Here is a 22,741-nt window from a genome sequence, read left to right as displayed (position 1 = left end):
GCGTGCGGCAGTCGCCGCACGCCCCGCCGTGACGTTTCTGCAATGGGGGAGAAGGTGTCAGCCCGCGTCTTCCTCGCGGACGGCGCGGCGCGCGTCCGGGTTCAGCACGCCCCAGCTGATCAGCTGCTCGGTGAGGATGGACGGCGACTGGTCGTAGATCACGGCCAGGGTGCGCAGGTCGTCCTGGCGGATCGAGAGCACCTTGCCGTTGTAGTCGCCGCGCTGGCTCTGGATGGTGGCCGCGTAGCGCTGCAGCGGGCCGGCCTTCTCGGACGGGACCTGGGTCAGTCTCTCCAGGTCGAGGACCAGGCGCGGCGGCGGCTCGGCCGCACCGCCCGGGGTGCCGCCCGGCAGCAGCTCCTGCACCGGCACGCCGTAGAACTCCGCCAGCTCGGCGAGGCGCTGCACCGTGACGGCGCGGTCGCCGCGCTCGTAGGAGCCGACGACGACGGCCTTCCAGCGACCCTGGGACTTCTCCTCGACGCCGTGCAGGGAGAGACCCTGCTGAGTGCGGATGGCCCGGAGCTTCGCCCCGAGTTGCTTCGCGTAGTCGCTGGACATTGATCTCCCCGGACAATATTGCTTCGCGTGCAGTGAAGAGCCACGAGAGCGCGGGTGGTGACCGCGGACCGTTCGTCCGAACCGGTGGGTACGGCGCCGGTCCCGTAACTCACTGTGAGGTTACGTAGAGTGAGGTAGTCGCGTCAAGCCGAATGGGGCAGTCGTGCGAATAGTGCGGCGCTGGGCCGCCGTTCGGGCCCCGGAATACGGGTTGACCTGCGAGGACACCAAGCGGAACGGCGCCCTCCCGGGGCATGGGGGCCGCACTGGTAGCATGGGCGCGGCCCCGGTGCGCCGGGCGCCAATCCCAGACATCCTTTAAGACCCGTCCCGTGAGGCGGGGAAGGAGGTCCGCTTCGGCATGACCACAGACGGAACCACTGCGCCGCGTCCGCCCCACCAGGTGCTGGACGCCACCGACATCGCCCGGGTCGTCACCCGGATCGCCCACGAGATCGTGGAGCGCGCCAAGGGTGCCGAGGACGTCGTCCTGCTCGGCATCCACACCCGCGGTGTCCACCTCGCCCGCCGGCTGCACGCCCGGCTGACGCAGATCACCGGCCGCGACATCCCGCTCGGCACCCTGGACATCACGATGTACCGGGACGACCTGCGGCTGAAGCCGGCCCGCGCCCTGGAGCACACCGAGATCCCGGCCTCCGGCATCGACGGCAAGCTGGTCGTCCTCGTCGACGACGTGCTCTTCTCGGGCCGCACCATCCGCGCCGCGCTCGACGCGCTCAGCGACATCGGCCGCCCGCGCGCCGTCCAGCTCGCCGTCCTGGTCGACCGCGGCCACCGCGAGCTGCCCATCCGCGCCGACTACGTGGGCAAGAACCTGCCCACCTCGCTGCGCGAGGCCGTCCAGGTGCAGCTCGCCGACAGCGACGGCCGGGACGCCGTCCTCGTCGGCGACCGCGACTACACGGCCCGTTCCACCCAGGCGCTCGCCGCCTCCCCGCACCTTCCGGAGTGACCCGCGTGAAGCGCCACCTCGTCTCCACCGCCGACCTCGCCCGCGACGACGCCCTGCTCATCCTGGACACCGCCGAGGAGCTCGCCCAGCTCTCCGGACGCGCCGTCAAGAAGCTGCCGACCCTGCGCGGCCGCACCGTGGTCAACCTCTTCTTCGAGGACTCGACCCGCACCAAGACGTCCTTCGAGGTCGCCGAGAAGCGGCTCTCCGCGGACGTCATCAACTTCTCCGCCAAGGGCTCCTCGGTCTCCAAGGGCGAGAGCCTCAAGGACACCGCGCTCACCCTGCAGGCCATGGGGGCCGACGCGGTCGTCATCCGGCACCACGCCTCCGGCGCACCGGCCCGGCTCGCCCAGTCCGAGTGGCTGCACGGCAGCGTGATCAACGCCGGCGACGGCACCCACGAGCACCCCACCCAGGCCCTGCTCGACGCCTTCACCATGCGCCGACACCTCAACCCGGGCCCCGGCCGCGACCTCGCCGGCCGCCGGGTGACCATCGTCGGCGACGTGCTGCACAGCCGGGTCGCCCGCTCCAACGTGCACCTGCTGACCACGCTCGGCGCCGAGGTCACCTTCGTCGCCCCGCCCACCCTGCTGCCGATCGGCATCGAGAACTGGCCCTGCCAGGTCAGCTACGACCTGGACGCGGTGCTGCCGAAGACCGACGCGCTGATGATGCTCCGCGTCCAGCGCGAGCGGATGAACGCCGCCTTCTTCCCCACCGAGCGCGAGTACTCCCGCCGCTACGGCATGGACGGCATCCGCATGGCGCAGCTCCCCGAGCACGCCATCGTGATGCACCCCGGCCCGATGGTCCGCGGCATGGAGATCACCGCCGAGGTCGCCGACTCGCCGCGCTGCACCGTGGTCGAGCAGGTCGCCAACGGCGTCTCCATCCGGATGGCCGTCCTCTACCTGCTGCTCGGCGGCGCGACCCTCGCCGACAGCCCCCGCACCGACTCCTCGGAGACCGCCCAGTGACCAGCTACCTGATCCGCAACGCCCAGATCCTCGGCGGCGCCCCCAAGGACATCCACATCGCCGACGGCGTCGTCCGGGAGATCGGCGAGGGCCTGACCGTCGAGGCGGACGTCGACATCGACGCCCACGGCCTGATCGCCCTGCCCGGCCTGGTCGACCTGCACACCCATCTGCGGGAGCCCGGCCGCGAGGACGCCGAGACCGTCCTCACCGGCACCCAGGCCGCCGCCAAGGGCGGCTACACCGCCGTCCACGCGATGGCCAACACCTTCCCCGTCGCCGACACCGCCGGCGTCGTCGAGCAGGTCTGGCGGCTCGGCCAGGAGTCCGGCTACTGCGACGTGCAGCCGGTCGGCGCCGTCACCGTCGGCCTGGAGGGCAAGAAGCTCGCCGAGCTCGGCGCCATGCACGACTCCGCCGCGGGCGTAAGGGTCTTCTCCGACGACGGCAAGTGCGTCGACGACGCCGTCATCATGCGCCGCGCCCTGGAGTACGTGAAGGCCTTCGACGGCGTCGTCGCCCAGCACGCCCAGGAGCCCCGCCTCACCGAGGGCGCCCAGATGAACGAGGGCCAGGTCTCCGGCGAGCTCGGGCTCGGCGGCTGGCCGGCCGTCGCCGAGGAGTCGATCATCGCCCGCGACGTGCTGCTCGCCGCGCACGTCGGCTCCCGCCTGCACGTCTGCCACGTCTCCACCGCCGGCTCGGTCGAGATCATCCGCTGGGCCAAGGCCAAGGGCTGGAACGTCACCGCCGAGGTCACCCCGCACCACCTGCTGCTCACCGACGAGCTGGTGCGCAGCTACGACCCGGTCTACAAGGTCAACCCGCCGCTGCGCACCGCCGCCGACGTCGAGGCGCTGCGCGCCGCGCTCGCCGACGGCACCATCGACGCGGTCGCCACCGACCACGCCCCGCACCCCGCGGAGGACAAGGACTGCGAGTGGGCGGTCGCCGCGATGGGCATGGTCGGCCTGGAGACGGCGCTCTCGGTCGTCCAGCAGACGATGGTGGACACCGGCCTGCTGAACTGGGAGGCCGTCGCCGACCGGATGTCGTACCGGCCGGCGCGGATCGGCCGTCTCACCGGGCAGGGCCGGCCGATCTCGGTGGGTGAGCCGGCGAACCTGGTGCTCTTCGATCCCGCGTACCGTGGTGCCGTGGATCCCGAGAGCTTCGCCACCCGCAGCCGAAACACCCCTTACCGCGGCCTGGACCTGCCCGGACGCGTGCACGCGACCTTCCTGCGCGGCCGCGCGACCGTGCTGGCCGGCGAGCTGGCCGACCGGGACGGGCTGGCGTGACCGGGCTCGCCGCCGAACAGGCCAGGGTCACCAACTGGCCCGGCTACATCGGCTGGACGGTCGGCCTGCTGATCCTGATCGCCCTGGTCTACTGGCTGATGCGGCAGGGCTGGAACTGGCGCCGGACACTGCAGTCCGAGCTGCCGCCGCTGCCCGCCGCACCCGCCGACCCCGGGGCGCCGCTGCTGCAGGCGAAGGGCCGCTACCACGGCTCCACCACGGCCGGGAACTGGCTGGACCGGGTCGTCGCGCACGGCCTCGGCACCCGCAGCCTGGCCGAGCTGACCCTGACCGAGCAGGGGCTCCTGGTCCGCCGTCCCGGTGACGAGGACCTGTGGATCCCCGCCGCGGCGCTGACCGGCGCCCGGCGTGACTCGGGCATCGCGGGGAAGGTCGTCCCCGCCGGGCTGCTGGTCGTCACCTGGAACCACCGGGGCACCGCCCTGGACTCGGGCTTCCGGGCCGACCACCCCGACGAGCACACCGCCTGGGTCGAGGCGGTCGACGCTCTGACCGAACGAACGAAGACGAAGAAGACGGAAGAGGCCGCCCCATGACCGCACCTGCCCCCACCACGCCTCGCACCAGGCGGGAGCGAGTGCCCGCCGTGCTCATCCTGGAGGACGGCCGGACGTTCCGCGGCCAGGCGTACGGCGCCGTCGGCGAGACCTTCGGCGAGGCGGTCTTCAACACCGGCATGTCCGGCTACCAGGAGACGCTGACCGACCCGTCGTACCACCGCCAGGTGGTCGTGATGACCGCCCCGCAGATCGGCAACACCGGCTGGAACGACGAGGACGACGAGTCCAAGCAGATCTGGGTCGCCGGGTACGTCGTCCGCGACCCCGCCCGGGTCGCCTCCAACTGGCGCTCCCGCCGCTCGCTGGACGAGGAGCTCGCGAACCAGGGCGTCGTCGGCATCAGCGGCATCGACACCCGGGCGCTCACCCGCCACCTGCGCGAGCGCGGCGCGATGCGCGTCGGCATCTTCTCCGGCGAGGCCCTGGCCGACGAGCAGACCCTGCTCGGCCGGGTGCTGCAGGCGCCCGAGATGAAGGGCGCCGACCTGTGCGCCGAGGTCGCCACCACCGAGCCCTACGTCGTCCCGGCGATCGGCGAGAAGAAGTTCACCGTCGCCGCCCTCGACCTCGGCATCAAGGCGATGACCCCGCAGCGGATGGCCGAGCGCGGTATCGAGGTGCACGTGCTGCCCGCGGGCGCCACCCTCGACGACGTCTACGCGGTGAACCCCGACGGCGTCTTCTTCTCCAACGGCCCGGGCGACCCGGCCACCGCCGACCACCAGGTCGAGGTGGCGCGCGGCGTGCTCGCGCGGAAGACCCCGTTCTTCGGCATCTGCTTCGGCAACCAGATCCTCGGCCGCGCCCTGGGCTTCGGCACCTACAAGCTCAAGTACGGCCACCGCGGCATCAACCAGCCGGTGCAGGACCGCACCACCGGCAAGGTCGAGGTCACCGCGCACAACCACGGCTTCGCCGTGAACGCGCCGCTGGACAAGGTCAGCGACACCCCGTTCGGCCGCGTCGAGGTCTCCCACGTCTGCCTGAACGACGACGTGGTCGAGGGCCTGCAGTGCCTGGACACGCCCGCCTTCTCGGTGCAGTACCACCCGGAGGCGGCGGCCGGCCCGCACGACGCCGCGTACCTCTTCGACCGCTTCGTCCACCTGATGGCCGGCGCCCCGGCCCGTACCACCGCTGGGAGCTGACCCGTGCCGAAGCGCACCGACATCAAGTCCGTCCTGGTGATCGGCTCCGGCCCGATCGTCATCGGCCAGGCGGCGGAGTTCGACTACTCCGGCACCCAGGCCTGCCGGGTTCTCAAGTCCGAGGGCCTGCGCGTCGTCCTGGTGAACTCCAACCCGGCCACGATCATGACCGACCCGGAGATCGCCGACGCCACCTACGTCGAGCCGATCACCCCCGAGTTCGTCGAGAAGATCATCGCCAAGGAGCGCCCCGACGCGCTGCTGCCCACCCTGGGCGGCCAGACCGCGCTCAACACCGCGATCTCCCTGCACAAGGCCGGCACCCTCGAGAAGTACAACGTCGAGCTGATCGGCGCCGACGTCGAGGCGATCAACAAGGGCGAGGACCGCGACCTCTTCAAGGGCGTCGTCGAGGCCGTCAACGCCAAGATCGGCCACGGCGAGTCCGCCCGCTCGGTGATCTGCCACTCGATGGACGACGTCCTCAAGGGCGTCGAGACCCTCGGCGGCTACCCCGTCGTCGTCCGCCCGTCCTTCACCATGGGCGGCGCCGGCTCCGGCTTCGCCCACGACGAGGAGGACCTGCGCCGCATCGCCGGCCAGGGCCTGGCCCTCTCGCCGACCACCGAGGTGCTCCTGGAGGAGTCCATCCTCGGCTGGAAGGAGTACGAGCTGGAGCTGATGCGCGACAAGCACGACAACGTCGTGGTCGTCTGCTCCATCGAGAACTTCGACCCGATGGGCGTCCACACCGGCGACTCCATCACCGTCGCCCCGGCGATGACCCTCACCGACCGCGAGTACCAGATCCTCCGCGACATCGGCATCGCCGTCATCCGCGAGGTCGGCGTCGACACCGGCGGCTGCAACATCCAGTTCGCGGTCAACCCCGAGGACGGCCGGGTCATCGTCATCGAGATGAACCCGCGCGTCTCCCGCTCCTCGGCGCTCGCCTCCAAGGCCACCGGCTTCCCGATCGCCAAGATCGCCGCCAAGCTGGCCGTCGGCTACACCCTGGACGAGATCCCCAACGACATCACCGAGCAGACCCCGGCCTCCTTCGAGCCGACCCTCGACTACGTCGTGGTCAAGGTCCCGCGCTTCGCCTTCGAGAAGTTCCCGTCCGCGGACGCCACCCTCACCACCACCATGAAGTCGGTCGGCGAGGCCATGGCGATGGGCCGCAACTTCCCCGAGGCCCTCAACAAGGCGCTCCGCTCGCTGGAGAAGAAGGGCAGCCAGTTCACCTGGACGGGCCCCACCGGTGACAAGGCGGAGCTGCTCGCCAAGGCGGTCGTCCCCACCGACGGCCGGATCAACACCGTCATGGAGGCGATCCGGGCCGGCGCCACCCCGGAGGAGGTGTTCGAGTCCACGAAGATCGACCCGTGGTTCGTCGACCAGCTCTTCCTGCTCGACGAGATCGCCGGCGAGCTCGCCGAGGCCGAGAAGCTCACCCCCGAGCTGCTCCGCCACGCCAAGCGGCACGGCTTCTCCGACCAGCAGATCGGCGAGATCCGCGGCCTGCGCCCGGACGTCGTCCGCGAGGTCCGGCACGCCCTCGGCATCCGCCCGGTCTTCAAGACCGTCGACACCTGCGCCGCCGAGTTCGCCGCCAGGACCCCGTACTTCTACTCGTCCTACGACGAGGAGACCGAGGTCGCGCCGCGCACCAAGCCCGCCGTGATCATCCTCGGCTCCGGCCCCAACCGCATCGGTCAGGGCATCGAGTTCGACTACTCCTGCGTGCACGCCTCCTTCGCGCTCGCGGAGGCCGGGTACGAGACCGTGATGGTCAACTGCAACCCGGAGACCGTCTCCACCGACTACGACACCTCCGACCGGCTCTACTTCGAGCCGCTCACCCTGGAGGACGTCCTGGAGATCGTCCACGCCGAGCAGCAGGCCGGCCCGCTCGCCGGCGTCATCGTGCAGCTCGGCGGCCAGACCCCGCTCGGCCTCGCCCAGGCGCTCAAGGACAACGGCGTGCCGATCGTCGGCACCCAGCCCGAGGCGATCGACCTCGCCGAGGAGCGCGGCGCCTTCGGCCGCGTGCTGCGCGACGCCGGCCTGCCCGCCCCCAAGCACGGCACCGCCTTCTCCTTCGACGAGGCCAAGGCCATCGCCGACGAGATCGGCTACCCCGTGCTCGCCCGCCCGTCCTACGTGCTCGGCGGCCGCGGCATGGAGATCGTCTACGACGAGGCCTCGCTCGCGTCCTACCTGGAGCGCCACGCCGGCCTGATCTCCGATCACCCGGTGCTCATCGACCGCTTCCTCGACGACGCGGTGGAGATCGACGTCGACGCCCTCTACGACGGCACCGAGCTCTACCTCGGCGGCGTCATGGAGCACATCGAGGAGGCCGGCATCCACTCCGGCGACTCCGCCTGTGCGCTGCCCCCGATCACCCTCGGCGGCTACGACATCAAGCGGCTGCGCACCTCCACCGAGGCGATCGCCAGCGGCGTCGGCGTCCGCGGCCTGATCAACATCCAGTTCGCGCTGGCCGGCGACATCCTCTACGTGCTGGAGGCCAACCCGCGCGCCTCCCGCACCGTGCCGTTCACCTCCAAGGCGACCGCCGTGCCGCTGGCCAAGGCCGCCGCCCGGATCTCGCTCGGCGCCACCATCGCCGAGCTCCGCCAGGAGGGCCTGCTGCCGGCCGAGGGCGACGGCGGCACCCTGCCCGCCGACTGCCCGATCTCCGTCAAGGAGGCCGTGCTGCCCTGGTCGCGCTTCCGCGACGTGGCCGGCCGCGGTGTCGACACCGTGCTCGGCCCCGAGATGCGCTCGACCGGCGAGGTGATGGGCATCGACCGGGTCTTCGGCACCGCCTACGCCAAGTCCCAGGCCGGCGCGTACGGCGCCCTGCCCACCAAGGGCAAGGTGTTCGTCTCGGTCGCCAACCGCGACAAGCGCAACCTGGTCTTCCCGGCCCGCGCACTCGTCGAGCTCGGCTTCGAACTGCTCGCCACCACCGGCACCGCCGAGGTGCTGCAGCGCGGCGGCATTCCCGCCACCGTGGTGCGCAAGCACAGCGAGGGCGAGGGCCCGAACGGCGAGAAGACCATCGTCCAGCTGATCCACGAGGGCGCGGTCGACCTGATCATCAACACCCCGTACGGCACCGGCGGCCGCCTCGACGGCTACGAGATCCGCACCGCCGCCGTCTCGCGCGGCGTCCCCTGCCTGACCACCGTCCAGGCGATGGGCGCGGCCGTCCAGGGCATCGACGCGCTGCACCGCGGCGACGTCGGCGTCATGTCGCTCCAGGAGCACGCGGCCCTGATCAACTCCGGCCGCAAGTAAGTCCGACGACCGTGGGGGGCACCGGGACCTTGGTGCCCCCCACAGCCCTGCTCACGCTCAGGAAGGGCGCTGTGTACAAGCTCCTGTTCGACCTGGTCTTCAAGAAGATGGACCCGGAGAAGGCCCACCACCTCGCCTTCTTCTGGATCCGGCTGGCCGCCTCCGTCCCGGGCCTGCGACAGCTCGTGAAGGCCGTCCTCGCCCCGCGCGACCCCGCGCTGCGCACCACCGCGCTCGGCCTCGACCTGCCCGGCCCGTTCGGCCTCGGTGCCGGCTTCGACAAGGACGGCATCGGCATCGACGGCCTGTCCATGCTCGGCTTCGACTTCGTCGAGATCGGCACCGTCACCGGCGAGCCGCAGCCCGGCAACCCCGCCCCGCGGCTGTTCCGGCTGATCGAGGACCGTGCCCTGATCAACCGGATGGGCTTCAACAACCAGGGCTCCGCCCGGGTCGCCGCCCGCCTCTCCGGACGGATCCGCGCCACCGGCACGCCGATCGTCGGCATCAACATCGGCAAGACCAAGGTCGTCGAGGAGGCCGACGCGACCGAGGACTACCTGAAGTCCACCCGGCGCCTCGCCCCGCACGCCGACTACCTGGTCGTCAACGTCTCCTCGCCGAACACCCCCGGCCTGCGGAACCTGCAGGCCGTGCAGATCCTCGGCCCGCTGCTGTGGGACGTCCGCAAGGCCGCCGACGAGGTCACCCCGCACCACGTCCCGCTGCTGGTGAAGATCGCCCCCGACCTCGCCGACGAGGACATCGACGAGATCGCCGACATGGCCCTCACCCTCGGCCTGGACGGCATCATCGCCACCAACACCACCATCGGCCGCGAAGGGCTCGCCACCGACGCCGCCCGGGTCGAGGAGATCGGCATGGGCGGGCTCTCCGGCGCCCCCCTCAAGGCCCGCTCGCTGGAGGTGCTGCAGCGGCTGCGCGCCCGCACCGAGGGCCGCCTGGCGATCATCTCGGTCGGCGGCATCGAGACCGCCGAGGACGCCTGGCAGCGGATCGTCCACGGCGCCGACCTGGTCCAGGGCTACAGCGCCTTCGTCTACGAGGGGCCGTTCTGGATGCGGCGGGTCCACAAGGGCCTCTCCGCGCGCCTGCGCGCCAGCGGCCACCGGACCATCGGCGACGCCGTCGGCACCGCCAAGGCGTAGCGCCGGCGGCGGCCCAGGGGCGCGGGGATCCGCGCCGGGCGGGAGGATCGTGGCGTGACCTGCGAGCCTCCCGGCCAGTTGCAGGTGTGGACGCGGGACCCCGGGCGCGGGTGTGCGCCGCGCCGGGACGGCGATTCGAGCGAGAGGTGTCAGACATGGCCCATCCGGTGCGGTGGCGGGCGGAGGTGTTCGGGTGCACGGCGGAGGGGGCGTACCACCGCCTGGTGCTGCAGGTGCCCGAGGCCGCGTCCCGTGCCCGGCCGGGCCACTTCGCCTCGCTGGCCGGCGACCACGCGGTGGTCCGCGAGGCCGTCCCGATCGCCCGGGCCGACGCCTCCGCCGGCACCCTGGAGCTGCTGGTCGCCGACGGCCCCCGCAGCGGGCCGCTCGACCTGATCGCCCCGCTCGGCACGCCCTTCCCCGTCCCCGACGCACCCGTCCGGGCGCTGCTGGTCGGCCACGGCCAGCACGCGGCCCCGCTCCCGGCCCTCGGCGAGCAGCTCACGGCCCGCGGCGGCCAGCTCGGCTACCTGCTGGGCGCACCGACCGCCGCCGCCCTGCACGCCGTCGACGAGGCCCGGGCGCTCACCCAGGACGTGCTGGTGGTGACCGAGGACGGCTCGGCCGGCCTCACCGGCCTGGTCTCCGAGCCGGTCGCACAGGCCGCCCGCGCGATCGACGCCTCGGTGGTCTACGCGGCGGGCCCGCCCGACGTCCTCGCCCTCACCGCCGCGGCCGTGGCCGACCTCGGCATCCGCTGCTGGGCGCTGCTCGCCACCGACCTGCCCTGCGGCACCGGATTCTGCGCCGCCTGCGTCGTCCCGGTGGTCGGCGCGGACGGCGTCAGCCGGTTCGCCCGGGTCTGCACGGAGGGCCCGGTGTTCGACGCCACACGGGTCCGCTGGGCGGACATCGGGGCGGTGCCGGCCGATCTGGAGGGCGCGTGATGGACCCCCAGGACGTCGACCTCACCGCGCCCTTCGGCCCGCTGACCCTGCCGAACCCGCTCACCACCGCGGCCGGCTGCGCCGGTCCCGTCCGCGAACTCGCCAAGTTCGTGCCGCTGGACGCGCTGGGCTCGGTCACCACCCGCACGATCATGCCGCGTGCACGGGCCGGCCACCCCACACCGCGGGCCGCCGCCACCCCCGCCGGGCTGCTCACCGCGCTCGGCCTGCCCGGCCCCGGCATCGACGCCTTCGTCGAGCGGGAGCTGCCCTGGCTGGCGGAGCGCGGCGCCCGGGTGGTGGTGTCGATCGCCGGGGAGCGGATCGAGGAGTTCGCGGCCCTGGCCGCCCGCCTCGGCGGGCTGCCCGGCGTGGTCGGCCTGGAGCTGAACATCGGCGGCCCCAGCCACGCCGACCTCGGCCTGGTCTTCGCCGCGAACCCGGCGATCTCCTACGACCTGGTCCGCGCGGTGCGCCGGGCCGCCCCCGCCGACCTGCCGGTCTACGCGAAGCTGGCCCCCGACGTGCTGTCGATCACCGACATCGCGGCGGCCTGCGTCCGGGCCGGCGCCGACGGCCTCTCGATGATCAACACCGTGCCCGGCCTGGACATCGACCCGGACACCCTGCGCCCCTCGCTCGCGGCCGGGCCCGGCGGGCTCTCCGGACCGGCCGTACGGCCGGTGGCGCTGCGCTGCGTGCACCTGGTGCACGCGGCGATGCTGGCCGGACGCCTGCCCACCGTGCCGATCCTCGGCATGGGCGGCGTCACCGACGGCCGGGACGCGCTGGCCTTCGCCGCGGCCGGCGCCAGCGGCATCGCGGTCGGCTCCGCGCTGCTGCACGACCCCACGGCCCCGCTGCGCATCCTCGACGAACTGCGCACCGAACTCGCCTCCCGCGGCCTGGCCGCCTTCACCGACGCCGTCGGCCTGGCCCACCGCCGCGACTGACCCCCACCCGCACAGCCCCGCACTGCCCCGCACTGCCCCGCACGCCCCGCACTGCCCCGCCCGACCTTGTTACGACCCCGACGACCGGAGGAGATCCATGACCACCCTCGCCCCGTTCGGCGCCCGCCTGCGCCACGCCCTCGACACCCGCGGCCAGCTCTGCGTCGGCATCGACCCGCACGCCTCGCTGCTCGCCGCCTGGGGCCTCGGAGACGACATCGCCGGTCTGGAGTCCTTCTCCCGCACCGTGGTCGAGGCGCTGGCCGACCGGGTCGCCGTGCTCAAGCCCCAGGCCGCCTTCTTCGAGCGCTTCGGTTCGAAGGGCATCGCCGTGCTGGAGCGCTGCACGGCCGACGCCCGCGCCGCCGGCGCACTGGTGGTGATGGACGCCAAGCGCGGCGACATCGGCTCGACCATGGCCGCCTACGCGGAGACCTTCCTCGCACCGGACAGCCCGCTCTTCTCGGACGCGCTCACCGTCAGCCCGTACCTGGGCTTCGGCTCGCTGCAGCCGGCGGTGGACCTGGCCCGTGCCAACGGCTGCGGCCTGTTCGTGCTGGCGCTGACCTCCAACCCCGAGGGGGCCGAGGTGCAGCGGGCCGTCGCCGCGGACGGCGAGAGCGTGGCGCAGGGCGTGCTGCGCCGGCTCGCAGCGGAGAACGCCGGCGCCGAGCCGCTCGGCTCCTTCGGCGCGGTGGTCGGCGCGACCCTCGCCGAGGCGGGCGCGGACCTCGCGATCAACGGCCCGCTGCTCGCCCCCGGCGTGGGTGCGCAGGGTGCCACCGCGGCCGATCTGCCCCGGGTCTTCGGGGACTCGGTGCGCAACGTCGTGCCGAGCGTCAGCCGCGACGTGCTGAAGCACGGACCGTCGGTCGCGGCACTCCGAGAGGCGGCGGAACGATTCGCCCAGGATGTGAGCGGCGTCACAAAGGGCTGATCAACCGTCGCTGAGAGCGGTTGATTTGCCCGGAAAAGTCCTGTGTCTGCCCCGGCTGACCAGGACTTTTCGTGTTCTTTTCCTGACGTGGCGGCCTAAGTTGGGTAGTGTCCGGCGGTAGGTCACCGGAGGGCGGCGGAATTCCGTCGCCGCGCAGGTCAGAGACTGCGCTCCGGAGGCCGGGCACCACCAGTCATAGCTCATCCCTTCCATCCATACCTGAGGTGAACGGCGTGGCTCTTCCGCCCCTTACCCCCGAACAGCGCGCCGCTGCGCTCGCCAAGGCCGCCGAAGCTCGGCGGAAGCGCGCCGACGTGAAGAACAAGCTCAAGCACTCCGGTGCGTCGCTGCACGACGTGATCAAGGCCGGCAAGGCGGACGACGAGGTCATCGGCAAGATGAAGGTCTCCGCCCTGCTCGAGAGCCTGCCCGGCGTCGGCAAGGTGCGCGCCAAGCAGATCATGGAGCGCCTCGGCATCTCCGAGAGCCGGCGTGTCCGCGGTCTCGGTACCAACCAGATCGCCTCCCTGGAGCGGGAGTTCGGCGGCGCGGCCACCTGAGCCGGGCCCCGTGGTCCCCGGACGGTCCGCGATCCGGGATAATCGGTGCATGAGTGAGCGTCCGCGGCTGACCGTGCTCTCCGGCCCCTCCGGGGTCGGCAAGAGCACGGTCGTCGCTCATATGAGGAAGATGCACCCCGAGGTCTGGCTCTCGGTGTCGGCGACGACCCGCCACCCGAGGCCGGGCGAGAGGGACGGGGTCCAGTACCACTTCGTCGACAACGACCAGTTCGACAAGCTGATCGCCAACGGCGAGCTGCTGGAGTGGGCCGTGTTCGCCGGCAACCGCTACGGCACCCCCCGGCAGGCGGTCCAGGACCGGCTCGACCGCGGCGAGCCCGTCCTGCTGGAGATCGACCTGCAGGGCGCCCGGCAGGTGCGCGAGTCGATGCCCGAGGCCCAGCTGGTGTTCCTGGCTCCGCCGAGCTGGGACGAGCTGGTCCGCCGCCTCACCGGCCGCGGCACCGAGCCCCAGCACGTGATCGACCAGCGGCTCGACGCGGCCAAGGTCGAGCTGGCGGCCGAGACCGAGTTCGACACGACCCTTGTCAACACCTCCGTCGAGCAGGTAGCAGCCGAACTGCTAGCCTTGCTCGGTGTAGTCTGACCCGATCGGCTCGTCGAGTCTGTCGTCAGACTGTGTGAGACCGACAAATCCACTTTCGGAAGGTTTTCGCGTGTCCTCTTCGATGACCGCGCCCGAGGGCATCATCAACCCGCCGATCGACGAGCTCCTCGAGGCGACCGACTCCAAGTACAGCCTCGTGATCTACGCCGCCAAGCGCGCCCGCCAGATCAACGCGTACTACTCGCAGCTGGGCGAGGGCCTGCTGGAGTACGTCGGCCCGCTGGTCGACACCCACGTGCACGAGAAGCCGCTGTCGATCGCGCTGCGCGAGATCAACGCCGGCATGCTCACCGCCGAGGCGGTCGAGGCTGTCTGAGCCTCCCCTTGCACAGGGCCCGTCGGACTCGTTCCGGCGGGCCCTTCGCTGTGCTCCGGGTCATGGTGCACCCGCCGTCTGATGCGCCGTAGGGTGAGGGCGAGCCCCACCCGGGCGTGGCCGGACAAGGAGACCCACCCCCATGAACGCACCGCGCGTCGTCCTCGGCGTCAGCGGCGGCATCGCCGCCTACAAGGCCTGCGAGCTGCTGCGACGGTTCACCGAGTCCGGCCACCAGGTCACCGTGGTGCCGACCGAGGCCGCCCTGCACTTCGTGGGCGAGGCCACCTGGGCCGCGCTCTCCGGCCGTCCGGCCGCCACCGAGACCTGGGAGAGCGTGCACGAGGTGCCGCACGTGCGGATCGGCCAGAACGCCGACCTCGTCGTCGTCGCCCCCGCCACCGCCGACCTGCTCGCCAAGGCCGCCCACGGCCTGGCCGACGACCTGCTCACCAACACGCTCCTCACCGCCCGCTGCCCCGTGGTGCTGGCCCCCGCGATGCACACCGAGATGTGGGAGCACCCGGCCACCCAGGAGAACGTCGCCACGCTGCGCCGCCGCGGCACCGTCGTGCTGGAGCCCGCGGTCGGCCGGCTCACCGGCAAGGACACCGGCAAGGGCCGGCTGCCCGAGCCCTCCGAGATCTTCGAGGCCTGCCGCCGGGTGCTCGCCCGCGGCGCCGCCGAGCAGGACCTGGCCGGCCGGCACGTGGTGGTCTCCGCCGGCGGCACCCGCGAGCCGCTCGACCCGGTGCGCTTCCTCGGCAACCGCTCCTCCGGCAAGCAGGGCTACGCGCTGGCCGCCACCGCCGCCGCCCGCGGCGCCCGGGTCACCCTGCTCTCCGCCAACGTGGAGCTGCCCGACCCCGCGGGCGTCGACGTCGTCCGGGTGTCCACCGCGCTGCAGCTGCGCGAGGCCGCGCACAAGGCCGTGCTGGACGCCGACGCCGTGGTCATGGCCGCCGCGGTCGCCGACTTCCGCCCGGCGGAGTACGCCACCGGCAAGATCAAGAAGGTGGAGGGCGTCGACCCGGCCCCGGTCGTGCTGGTGCGCAACCCCGACGTCCTCGCCGAGCTGTCCGCCGAGCGGGCCCGACCGGGCCAGCTGGTGGTCGGCTTCGCCGCCGAGACCGACGACGTGCTCGCCAACGGCCGGGCCAAGCTCGCCCGCAAGGGCTGCGACCTGCTCGTGGTGAACGAGGTCGGCGACGGCAAGGCCTTCGGCCAGGACACCAACGCGGCCACCATCCTCGCCGCCGACGGCGGCGAGACCCCGGTCCCGCACGGTCCCAAGGAGGTCCTCGCCGACGCCGTCTGGGACGCCGTGGCCGCCCGTCTCGGCTGACCAGACGGGGCGATGGTCACACGACTGCCACAGCGGGGGAGTCCCCCTCGACGGTGGTCCCCCGTTACACTCCAGGAATCAAGTCTTTCCGGATGCTCCGAAGACCGGGGCATTCAGTCAGCAGCCGCTGCAACCCCAGGGAGCGCTGTGTCTCGCCGCCTGTTCACCTCGGAGTCCGTCACCGAGGGACACCCCGACAAGATCGCTGACCAGATCAGCGACACCATCCTGGACGCCCTCCTCAAGGAGGACCCGGCCTCGCGCGTCGCCGTGGAGACCCTGATCACCACCGGCCTGGTGCACATCGCCGGTGAGGTCACCACCAAGGCCTACGTGCCGATCGCGCAGCTCGTCCGCGACAAGATCCTCGAGATCGGTTACGACAGCTCGAAGAAGGGCTTCGACGGCGCCTCCTGCGGCGTCTCGGTCTCGATCGGCTCGCAGTCGCCGGACATCGCCCAGGGTGTCGACACCGCGCACGAGCACCGCGTCGAGGGCGAGGACGACGAGCTCGACAAGCAGGGGGCCGGCGACCAGGGTCTGATGTTCGGCTACGCGTGCGACGACACGCCGGAGCTGATGCCGCTGCCGATCACCCTCGCGCACCGCCTCTCGCGCCGCCTGTCCGAGGTCCGCAAGAACGGGACCATCCCGTACCTGCGTCCCGACGGCAAGACCCAGGTCACCATCGAGTACGACGGCGACAAGGCCGTCCGCCTCGACACCGTCGTGGTGTCCTCGCAGCACGCGAGCGACATCGACCTGGAGTCGCTGCTCACCCCGGACATCCGCGAGTTCGTCGTGGAGCCGGAGCTGAAGGCGCTCGCCGACGAGGGCATCAAGCTGGTCACCGAGGGCTACCGCCTGCTGGTCAACCCGACCGGCCGCTTCGAGATCGGCGGCCCGATGGGCGACGCCGGCCTCACCGGCCGCAAGATCATCATCGACACCTACGGCGGCTACGCCCGCCACGGCGGCGGCGCCTTCTCGGGCAAGGACCCGTCCAAGGTCGACCGCTCCGCCGCGTACGCGATGCGCTGGGTGGCGAAGAACATCGTCGCCGCGGGCCTGGCCCGCCGCGCCGAGGTGCAGGTCGCGTACGCGATCGGCAAGGCCGAGCCGGTCGGCCTGTTCGTCGAGACCTTCGGCACCGAGACCGTCCCCGTCCTGGACATCCAGAAGGCCGTCACCGAGGTCTTCGACCTCCGCCCGGCCGCGATCATCCGCGACCTGGACCTGCTGCGCCCGATCTACGCCCAGACCGCCGCGTACGGCCACTTCGGCCGTGAGCTGCCGGACTTCACCTGGGAGCGCACCGACCGCGTCGAGGAGCTGAAGAAGGCCGTCAGCGCCTGACCCACCCTGCCCCGGCAGTCCGCAGGCGGCGGCCACCCCCACGGGGGTGGCCGCCGCCTGCGTCGGTCTGTCGGCGCGATCTGATAGCCATGAGGGCGATGAGCAGCACAGACGGCGCCGGCGAGCAGCTGGCCTTCATCCGGGAGACGGTCCGCCGGTCCAGGCCCAGGGCGGCCCGCGGCACCGAGCTGGCCGCCGAGCTGCCGGTCGCCCGGGTGCTGGTCGACAAGGGCGTGCTCAGCCTCGACCAGTACTTCGACTACGCGGTGCCCGCCGCGATGGCCGAGGAGGCTCTGCCCGGCGTCCGGGTCAGGGTCCGGTTCGGCGCCCGCGTCGGCGCCTCCGGCCGGCGCGAGGGCGGCGCTCTGCACGACGGGTACGTCGTCGAACGGCTCGCCTCCTCCGACTACGCCGGCCCGCTCGCGCCGCTGGCCCGCGTGGTCTCGCCCGAGCGCGTCCTCACCCCCGCCCTGCTGCGGCTCTGCCGCGCGGTCGCCGACCGGTACGCCGGCACCCTCGCCGACGTGCTGCAGCTGGCGATCCCGCCCCGGCACGCCAGGGCCGAGTCCGAACCCTCGCCCGACCCGCTGCCCCCGCCGCCCGCCCCCGAGCCCGGCAGCTGGTCCCGCTACCCGCAGGGGCCGGCCTTCCTCGGCTCGCTCGCCGCCGGCCGCGCCCCCCGCGCGGTGTGGACGGCACTGCCCGGCCCCGACTGGCCGCAGGAGATCGCCCGCGCGGTCGCCGCCGCGCTCGCCGGCGGCCGGGGCGCCCTCGCCGTCCTGCCGGACGGCCGGGCCGTGGCCCGCGTCGACGCGGCGCTCACCGCGCTGCTCGGCCCCGGCCGGCACACCGTGCTCGCCGCCGACGCCGGACCCGAGGAGCGCTACCGGCACTGGCTCGCCGTCAGCCGCGGCTCCGTCCGGGCCGTGATCGGCACCCGGGCAGCCGTCTTCGCCCCCGTCCGCAACCTCGGGCTGCTCGCCGTCTGGTCCGACGGCGACTCCAGCCACAGCGACCCCAACGCGCCGTACCCGCACGTCCGCGAGGTCGCCCTGCTGCGGGCCGCCGACGAGGGCGCCGGCGTGCTGCTCGGCGGCCTGTCCACGACCGTCGAGGCCGCGCAACTGGTCGCCACCGGCTGGGCCCGCCCGCTGACGGCCGACCGGGAGACCGTCCGGGCGCTCGCCCCGCGGGTCCGCACCGTCACCGACCACGACCAGGCCCGGGACGCCGCCGCCCAGGCCGCCCGGCTGCCCTCGGTCGCCTGGGAGACCGCACGGGACGCACTGACCCGCGGGCCGGTGCTCATCCAGGTGCCCCGGCGCGGCTACCTGCCCCGGCTCGCCTGCGACCGCTGCCGCACCCCGGCCCGCTGCCGGCGCTGCGCCGGCCCGCTGGAGGCCGGCGGCGCCGACACCCCGCCGCAGTGCGCGTGGTGCGGCACGCCAGAGACGGACTGGCACTGCGTCGAGTGCGGCTCCTTCCGGATGCGCGCCCAGGTGGTCGGTGCCCGGCGCACCGCCGAGGAGCTGGGCAAGGCCTTCCCCCGGGTGCCCGTCCGCACCTCCGGGCGGGACGCGGTGCTCGCCACGGTGCCCGGCACCCCCGCCCTGGTGATCGCCACACCCGGCGCCGAGCCGCACGCCGAGGGCGGCTACGCCGCCGCACTGCTGCTCGACGGCTGGGCCCTGCTCAACCGGCCCGACCTGCGGGCCGGCGAGGAGGCACTGCGGCGCTGGCTGACCGCCGCGGCGCTGGTCCGGCCGGCCGGCGCGGGCGGCACCGTCGTGGTCGTCGCCGAGCCGACCGCGCGGCCGGTGCAGGCCCTCGTCCGGTGGGACCCGGCCGGCCACGCCGCGACCGAGCTCGACGAGCGGGCCGAGCTGCACTTCCCGCCGGTCTCCCGGATGGCCTCGGTGACCGGCGCACCGCAGGCGGTCGCCGACCTGCTGGGGCTCGTCCGGCTGCCCGAGGGCGCCGACGTGCTGGGGCCGGTGCCCGTCCCGGCGGGCCGCGGCGAGGAGCTGGAACGCGCCCTGATCCGGGTCGCCCCCGGCCGCGGGGCGGCGCTGGCCACGGCGCTGAAGGCCGCGCAGATCGCGCGGCAGGCGCTGCGCACGGGGGGGCAGGTGCGGATCCGGGTCGACCCGCCGGACATCGGCTGAGACGGGCGGCGACGGCCTGGGCCGCGCACACCGGCCGACGCGAATGGTGATCACGCCGTGACCTGCGGCGGGGCTGTGATCACTAGGGTGGGCCCGTGCCGATCAGCGACAGTGAGCCGGGCCCGGAGCGGCCGTCCGACGACCCGTTCGACGTGGTGCTGGACGAGGACTTCGTCCGTGCCGCGCCGGTGAAGGAGGGGCCGGTGCCGGGCCTGCTGCGGCCGGGCGCCCTGCCGCCCCCGCCGAAGCGGGTCTGGCCGCGGAACGCCGCGCTGGCCGCAGCCGCCGCGGTGCTGACCGTCCTCGCCTTCCGGTTCGTGGGGCCGGACGACGACGGGGAGCACGCGGCCGCCCCGACAGCCACCGCCCCTGCGGCCACCGCCACCGCGGCGATCGCCACCGCGTCCGCCGCGCAGTCCACCGCCGCCCGGCCCTCCGGCCGGCCGCCGGCACCGCTGGCCGAGCTCTTCCCCGCCGAGGTGAAGACGGCCTCCGGCGCGGTGTACACCAGGGTCGCCTCGAAGGACCTCGGGAACTGCCCCGAGCCGACCTCGGTGGGCCCGGACCTGGCGGCCATGATCGCCGCGAGCAAGGGCTGCCTCGGCCACCAGATCGCGCTGTACAAGGACGCCCGGAACAACCAGTTCAACCTGGCGGTCTTCACCATGAAGGACCCGGCCGACACCCTGAAGCTCGTCACCGAACTGGCCATCGCCTACGACTCGTACCAGGTCGGCGCGCAGGCCCCGCCGCCCGACTCCGGTCTGCCGACGCTCGCGGCGGACAGTGGTCTGGTGCAGGCCTTCACCGGAGCCGGGCGGATGGTGGTCGCGGGCCTGGGGCAGTGGTCCGACGGACGGGTCGCCGACTACGGCGGCCTCACGAAGCTGGTGGAGCCGCTGCTCAAGGACGTGACGGACCGGGCCATGGCCTACGAGACCCGCGGCTGACGGACCCGCCCCGCGGCCTGCGCACGCCCCCGGACGGGCGGCAGACCGCGGTGCCGGCGGTGTCCGCGGTCCTCGGGCCGCGGGCGGGGTTCAGCGGACGGGGTTCAGCGGGCGATGCGGGCGTTCGGCTGGGTGGTCAGGCCGCCCTGCCGGGCCTGCGGCACCGTCCGGGAGAGGGCGCCGGGGGCGGGCGCCTCGGACCGCTCGTGGAGCGGCTCGGGCGAGCGCTCGTCGCGCGGCGCCGCCGGTGCCGGGACGGAGGCCGCCGCGAGCAGTTCGTTGGCCGGCCGGCGCATGCCGTACCGGCGGTGCACCGCCTGCTTGGTGACGCCCAGCGCGGAGCCCACCGAGTCCCAGGAGAAGCCGAGCGCGCGGTCGAACTCGACCGCTGCCGCGACCAGCGTCTCCACGCTCTCGCGCAGCTCCTGCGCCAGCCGGACGGTCGGGGCGGGGGCCCGCCCGTACACGACGAAGCCAGCCGAGGTGCTGGGCCGCCGGGGCCGGTAGACGTTGCCCAGCTGGGCGGTCAGGGTGCGCAGCGCGTCCACCTGACGCCTCACCCGCTCGATGTCCCGCACCAGCAGGTGCAGGCTCGCCCTCGCCCGCGCATCGTGGTTGATCTGCTCGGCCATGGCCTCTGCGCCACCTCTCCGTACGGTCGGCCGGGACCGCGACGCCGTGCGTCCCGGTCAATTCCACTTGACCAACGCCCGACCCATGGCCCGGGTAACGCGCCCGTCCGAGAAGGTCGGTGGGGCACGACCGGGACCGGCCGCCGGGCGGCCGCGGCGCGTGCCCACCCGCGCCGACCTCGCCGAACCCCGGCCCATGGCGCCGATTGCATAGACTCTGCGGGTACGCCCCCCTGCCGCCGACGTCCCGAGGAGCCCCCGCAGCCATGGCGATCCAGCCGATCAGGATCTTCGGCGACCCGGTGCTCCGGACGAAGGCCAAGCAGGTGACCACCTTCGACAAGGAGCTGCGGCGCCTGGTCAAGGACCTCACCGACACCATGCTCGACGCCCCCGGTGCCGGCCTTGCCGCTCCCCAACTCGGCGTCTCCCTGCGGGTGTTCACCTACAACGTGGACGGCGTGGTGGGCCACCTGATCAACCCCGACCTGTCGCTCACCGACGAGGAGCAGGACGGCCCCGAGGGCTGCCTCTCGCTGCCGGGCCTGCGCTTCGACACCAAGCGCGCGTACGGCGTGGTCGCCAAGGGCTTCACCATGTACGGGGACCCGGTGACCATCGAGGGCACCGAACTGCTCGCCCGCTGCATCCAGCACGAGACCGACCACCTCGACGGCATCGTCTTCATCGACCGCCTCGACCGCGAGGCCCGCAAGGCCGCGCTCAAGGCGATCCGCGAGGCCGACTGGGGCGACGGCCCGGCGCCGACCGTCCGGATATCACCGCACTCGACCTTCGGCTCCGCCCGCTGACCGACCTTCCGCCCGCCCGCCCGGGCCGGAGCACGCAATCCGAGACACGCGATCCCATCGACGCGGTCCGATCGACGTGGTTTCGATCGACGCGGTTCGGGAGACGCAATCCGAGAAAGGCACCCATGCGCCTCGTCTTCGCCGGCACCCCCGAGGTCGCCGTCCCCGCCCTGGACGCCCTGCTGGCCTCCGACCGGCACGAGGTGGTCGCCGTGGTGACCCGCCCCGACGCGGTCTCCGGCCGCGGCCGCCGTACGGTCGCCAGCCCGGTCGCCCGGCGTGCCGAGGAGGCCGGCATCGAGGTGCTGCGGCCGGCGAAGCCCAGCGACCCGGACTTCCTCGCCCGGCTCGCCGAACTCGCCCCGGACTGCTGCCCGGTCGTCGCCTACGGCGCCCTGCTGCGCCCCGCCGCCCTGGAGATCCCCCGGCACGGCTGGGTCAACCTGCACTTCTCGCTGCTGCCCGCCTGGCGCGGCGCCGCGCCCGTGCAGCACGCGGTGATGGCCGGCGACGAGGTCACCGGCGCCTCCACCTTCCAGATCGAGGAGGGCCTGGACTCCGGCCCGGTCTACGGCGTCGTCACCGAGGAGATCCGGCCCGCCGACACCAGCGGCGACCTGCTCACCCGCCTCTCGCACTCCGGCGCCCGGCTGCTCGCCGCGACCATGGACGGCATCGAGGACGGCGCCCTGCACGCCGTGCCGCAGCCGGCCGAGGGCGTCACCGTGGCCCCCAAGATCAACGTCGAGGACGCCCGGATCGACTGGACCCACCCGGCGCTCCGGGTCGACCGGCTCGTCCGCGGCTGCGCCCCCGCCCCCGGGGCCTGGACGCTCTTCCGCGGCGAGCGCCTCAAGCTGGCCGGCCCGGTGACGCTCCTCACCGGCTCCGCCGAACTCGCCCCCGGCGAGATGGCCGTCGCCAAGCACAGCGTCCGGGTCGGCACCGGCAGCCACGACATCGAGCTCGGCGAGGTCCAGCCGCAGGGCAAGAAGCAGATGCGCGCGGCAGACTGGGCCCGAGGGGTCCGCATCGAGTCCGGCGAGCGACTCGGCGACTGACCCCGTCCCGGATGCACCCGTCCCGGATCCACCACACCTTTCGTCCGC

21 protein-coding genes are annotated in these 22,741 nt (G+C 73.3%); 19 read left to right on the top strand and 2 right to left on the bottom strand.

The annotated features are described in order from the left end of the window. Positions 1-57: 57 nt before the first annotated feature. Positions 58-561, bottom strand: a complete 504-nt coding sequence (locus tag KSNIM_RS07305; RefSeq protein ID WP_014134541.1) for a transcriptional regulator — start codon at positions 559-561, stop codon at positions 58-60. Positions 562-922: 361 nt separating this feature from the next. On the opposite strand from KSNIM_RS07305, the gene pyrR reads away from it, so the two are divergent. The 17 genes from pyrR to KSNIM_RS07220 all read left to right on the top strand — a co-directional run bounded on the left by pyrR (position 923) and on the right by KSNIM_RS07220 (position 20,188). After that, positions 923-1,537 (top strand): bifunctional pyr operon transcriptional regulator/uracil phosphoribosyltransferase PyrR, encoded by a 615-nt coding sequence (gene pyrR / locus KSNIM_RS07300; RefSeq protein WP_263102406.1) that lies wholly within the window; start codon positions 923-925, stop codon positions 1,535-1,537. Positions 1,538-1,542: 5 nt separating this feature from the next. Continuing rightward, positions 1,543-2,520 (top strand): aspartate carbamoyltransferase catalytic subunit, encoded by a 978-nt coding sequence (locus KSNIM_RS07295; RefSeq protein WP_263102405.1) that lies wholly within the window; start codon positions 1,543-1,545, stop codon positions 2,518-2,520. Next, positions 2,517-3,821, top strand: coding sequence for a dihydroorotase (locus KSNIM_RS07290; protein ID WP_263102404.1), 1,305 nt, complete (start codon positions 2,517-2,519; stop codon positions 3,819-3,821). Before KSNIM_RS07295 ends, KSNIM_RS07290 begins: the two co-directional genes overlap by 4 nt. After that, a complete protein-coding gene (locus KSNIM_RS07285; protein WP_263102403.1) occupies positions 3,818-4,378 on the top strand; it encodes a hypothetical protein in 561 nt (186 codons plus the stop codon). The genes KSNIM_RS07290 and KSNIM_RS07285 overlap by 4 nt, the downstream gene beginning before the upstream one ends. Continuing rightward, positions 4,375-5,550 (top strand): glutamine-hydrolyzing carbamoyl-phosphate synthase small subunit, encoded by a 1,176-nt coding sequence (carA, locus tag KSNIM_RS07280; RefSeq protein WP_263102402.1) that lies wholly within the window; start codon positions 4,375-4,377, stop codon positions 5,548-5,550. Before KSNIM_RS07285 ends, carA begins: the two co-directional genes overlap by 4 nt. Positions 5,551-5,553: 3 nt before the next feature. After that, a complete protein-coding gene (carB, locus tag KSNIM_RS07275; RefSeq protein WP_263102401.1) occupies positions 5,554-8,862 on the top strand; it encodes a carbamoyl-phosphate synthase large subunit in 3,309 nt (1,102 codons plus the stop codon). A gap of 71 nt (positions 8,863-8,933) precedes the next feature. Then, entirely contained in the window at positions 8,934-10,031 is a 1,098-nt protein-coding gene (locus tag KSNIM_RS07270) for a quinone-dependent dihydroorotate dehydrogenase (protein WP_263102400.1), read from the top strand. A 155-nt stretch (positions 10,032-10,186) separates the two neighbouring features. Then, positions 10,187-10,978, top strand: a complete 792-nt coding sequence (locus tag KSNIM_RS07265) for a dihydroorotate dehydrogenase electron transfer subunit (protein WP_263102399.1) — start codon at positions 10,187-10,189, stop codon at positions 10,976-10,978. Continuing rightward, positions 10,978-11,931, top strand: coding sequence for a dihydroorotate dehydrogenase (locus KSNIM_RS07260; RefSeq protein WP_263107859.1), 954 nt, complete (start codon positions 10,978-10,980; stop codon positions 11,929-11,931). The genes KSNIM_RS07265 and KSNIM_RS07260 overlap by 1 nt, the downstream gene beginning before the upstream one ends. Before the next feature lie 97 nt (positions 11,932-12,028). Further along, positions 12,029-12,868, top strand: coding sequence for an orotidine-5'-phosphate decarboxylase (gene pyrF / locus KSNIM_RS07255; protein ID WP_263102398.1), 840 nt, complete (start codon positions 12,029-12,031; stop codon positions 12,866-12,868). A gap of 233 nt (positions 12,869-13,101) precedes the next feature. Further along, positions 13,102-13,428: an integration host factor, actinobacterial type gene (gene mihF, locus KSNIM_RS07250; RefSeq protein ID WP_030268416.1), complete on the top strand. Its 327-nt coding sequence runs from the start codon at positions 13,102-13,104 to the stop codon at positions 13,426-13,428. A gap of 49 nt (positions 13,429-13,477) precedes the next feature. After that, the gene (gmk, locus tag KSNIM_RS07245; protein ID WP_030268414.1) at positions 13,478-14,035 is read left to right on the top strand and encodes a guanylate kinase; all 558 of its coding nucleotides are present in this window, start codon (positions 13,478-13,480) and stop codon (positions 14,033-14,035) included. 70 nt (positions 14,036-14,105) lie between these two features. Next, the gene (rpoZ, locus tag KSNIM_RS07240) at positions 14,106-14,372 is read left to right on the top strand and encodes a DNA-directed RNA polymerase subunit omega (protein WP_100887382.1); all 267 of its coding nucleotides are present in this window, start codon (positions 14,106-14,108) and stop codon (positions 14,370-14,372) included. 142 nt (positions 14,373-14,514) lie between these two features. Continuing rightward, positions 14,515-15,717, top strand: a complete 1,203-nt coding sequence (gene coaBC / locus KSNIM_RS07235; RefSeq protein WP_263102397.1) for a bifunctional phosphopantothenoylcysteine decarboxylase/phosphopantothenate--cysteine ligase CoaBC — start codon at positions 14,515-14,517, stop codon at positions 15,715-15,717. 147 nt (positions 15,718-15,864) lie between these two features. Beyond that, complete coding sequence (gene metK, locus KSNIM_RS07230) at positions 15,865-17,073, top strand: methionine adenosyltransferase (RefSeq protein WP_263102396.1); 1,209 nt, start codon at positions 15,865-15,867, stop codon at positions 17,071-17,073. Positions 17,074-17,171: 98 nt separating this feature from the next. Further along, positions 17,172-19,238, top strand: a complete 2,067-nt coding sequence (locus KSNIM_RS07225) for a primosomal protein N' (RefSeq protein WP_263102395.1) — start codon at positions 17,172-17,174, stop codon at positions 19,236-19,238. 95 nt (positions 19,239-19,333) lie between these two features. Beyond that, complete coding sequence (locus KSNIM_RS07220; RefSeq protein WP_263102394.1) at positions 19,334-20,188, top strand: hypothetical protein; 855 nt, start codon at positions 19,334-19,336, stop codon at positions 20,186-20,188. A gap of 104 nt (positions 20,189-20,292) precedes the next feature. Here KSNIM_RS07220 and KSNIM_RS07215 read toward each other — a convergent pair whose 3' ends face one another. Next, on the bottom strand, positions 20,293-20,820 hold the full coding sequence (locus KSNIM_RS07215; protein ID WP_263102393.1) for a hypothetical protein: 528 nt from the start codon (positions 20,818-20,820) through the stop codon (positions 20,293-20,295). Positions 20,821-21,086: 266 nt separating this feature from the next. Here KSNIM_RS07215 and def point away from each other — a divergent pair, with 266 nt between their 5' ends. Then, complete coding sequence (gene def, locus KSNIM_RS07210; RefSeq protein WP_263102392.1) at positions 21,087-21,632, top strand: peptide deformylase; 546 nt, start codon at positions 21,087-21,089, stop codon at positions 21,630-21,632. A gap of 125 nt (positions 21,633-21,757) precedes the next feature. Continuing rightward, on the top strand, positions 21,758-22,693 hold the full coding sequence (gene fmt / locus KSNIM_RS07205; protein ID WP_263102391.1) for a methionyl-tRNA formyltransferase: 936 nt from the start codon (positions 21,758-21,760) through the stop codon (positions 22,691-22,693). The last annotated feature ends 48 nt before the right edge of the window (positions 22,694-22,741 follow it).

The organism is Kitasatospora sp. DSM 101779, from assembly GCF_025655475.1.
Classification (GTDB): Bacteria; Actinomycetota; Actinomycetes; order Streptomycetales; family Streptomycetaceae; genus Kitasatospora.
Note: the sequence above shows the minus strand (reverse complement) of the source record. Positions and strands in the feature narration are given on the sequence as shown.

What these genes read in the sequence shown, in the direction of transcription:
- KSNIM_RS07305 (WP_014134541.1), bottom strand. Translation starts at nt 561, where the DNA reads ATGTCCAGCGACTACGCGAAGCAACTCGGGGCGAAGCTCCGGGCCATC.
- pyrR (WP_263102406.1), top strand. Translation starts at nt 923, where the DNA reads ATGACCACAGACGGAACCACTGCGCCGCGTCCGCCCCACCAGGTGCTG.
- carA (WP_263102402.1), top strand. Translation starts at nt 4,375, where the DNA reads ATGACCGCACCTGCCCCCACCACGCCTCGCACCAGGCGGGAGCGAGTG.
- KSNIM_RS07265 (WP_263102399.1), top strand. Translation starts at nt 10,187, where the DNA reads ATGGCCCATCCGGTGCGGTGGCGGGCGGAGGTGTTCGGGTGCACGGCG.
- KSNIM_RS07260 (WP_263107859.1), top strand. Translation starts at nt 10,978, where the DNA reads ATGGACCCCCAGGACGTCGACCTCACCGCGCCCTTCGGCCCGCTGACC.
- pyrF (WP_263102398.1), top strand. Translation starts at nt 12,029, where the DNA reads ATGACCACCCTCGCCCCGTTCGGCGCCCGCCTGCGCCACGCCCTCGAC.
- gmk (WP_030268414.1), top strand. Translation starts at nt 13,478, where the DNA reads ATGAGTGAGCGTCCGCGGCTGACCGTGCTCTCCGGCCCCTCCGGGGTC.
- coaBC (WP_263102397.1), top strand. Translation starts at nt 14,515, where the DNA reads ATGAACGCACCGCGCGTCGTCCTCGGCGTCAGCGGCGGCATCGCCGCC.
- KSNIM_RS07225 (WP_263102395.1), top strand. Translation starts at nt 17,172, where the DNA reads ATGAGCAGCACAGACGGCGCCGGCGAGCAGCTGGCCTTCATCCGGGAG.
- KSNIM_RS07215 (WP_263102393.1), bottom strand. Translation starts at nt 20,820, where the DNA reads ATGGCCGAGCAGATCAACCACGATGCGCGGGCGAGGGCGAGCCTGCAC.
- def (WP_263102392.1), top strand. Translation starts at nt 21,087, where the DNA reads ATGGCGATCCAGCCGATCAGGATCTTCGGCGACCCGGTGCTCCGGACG.
- fmt (WP_263102391.1), top strand. Translation starts at nt 21,758, where the DNA reads ATGCGCCTCGTCTTCGCCGGCACCCCCGAGGTCGCCGTCCCCGCCCTG.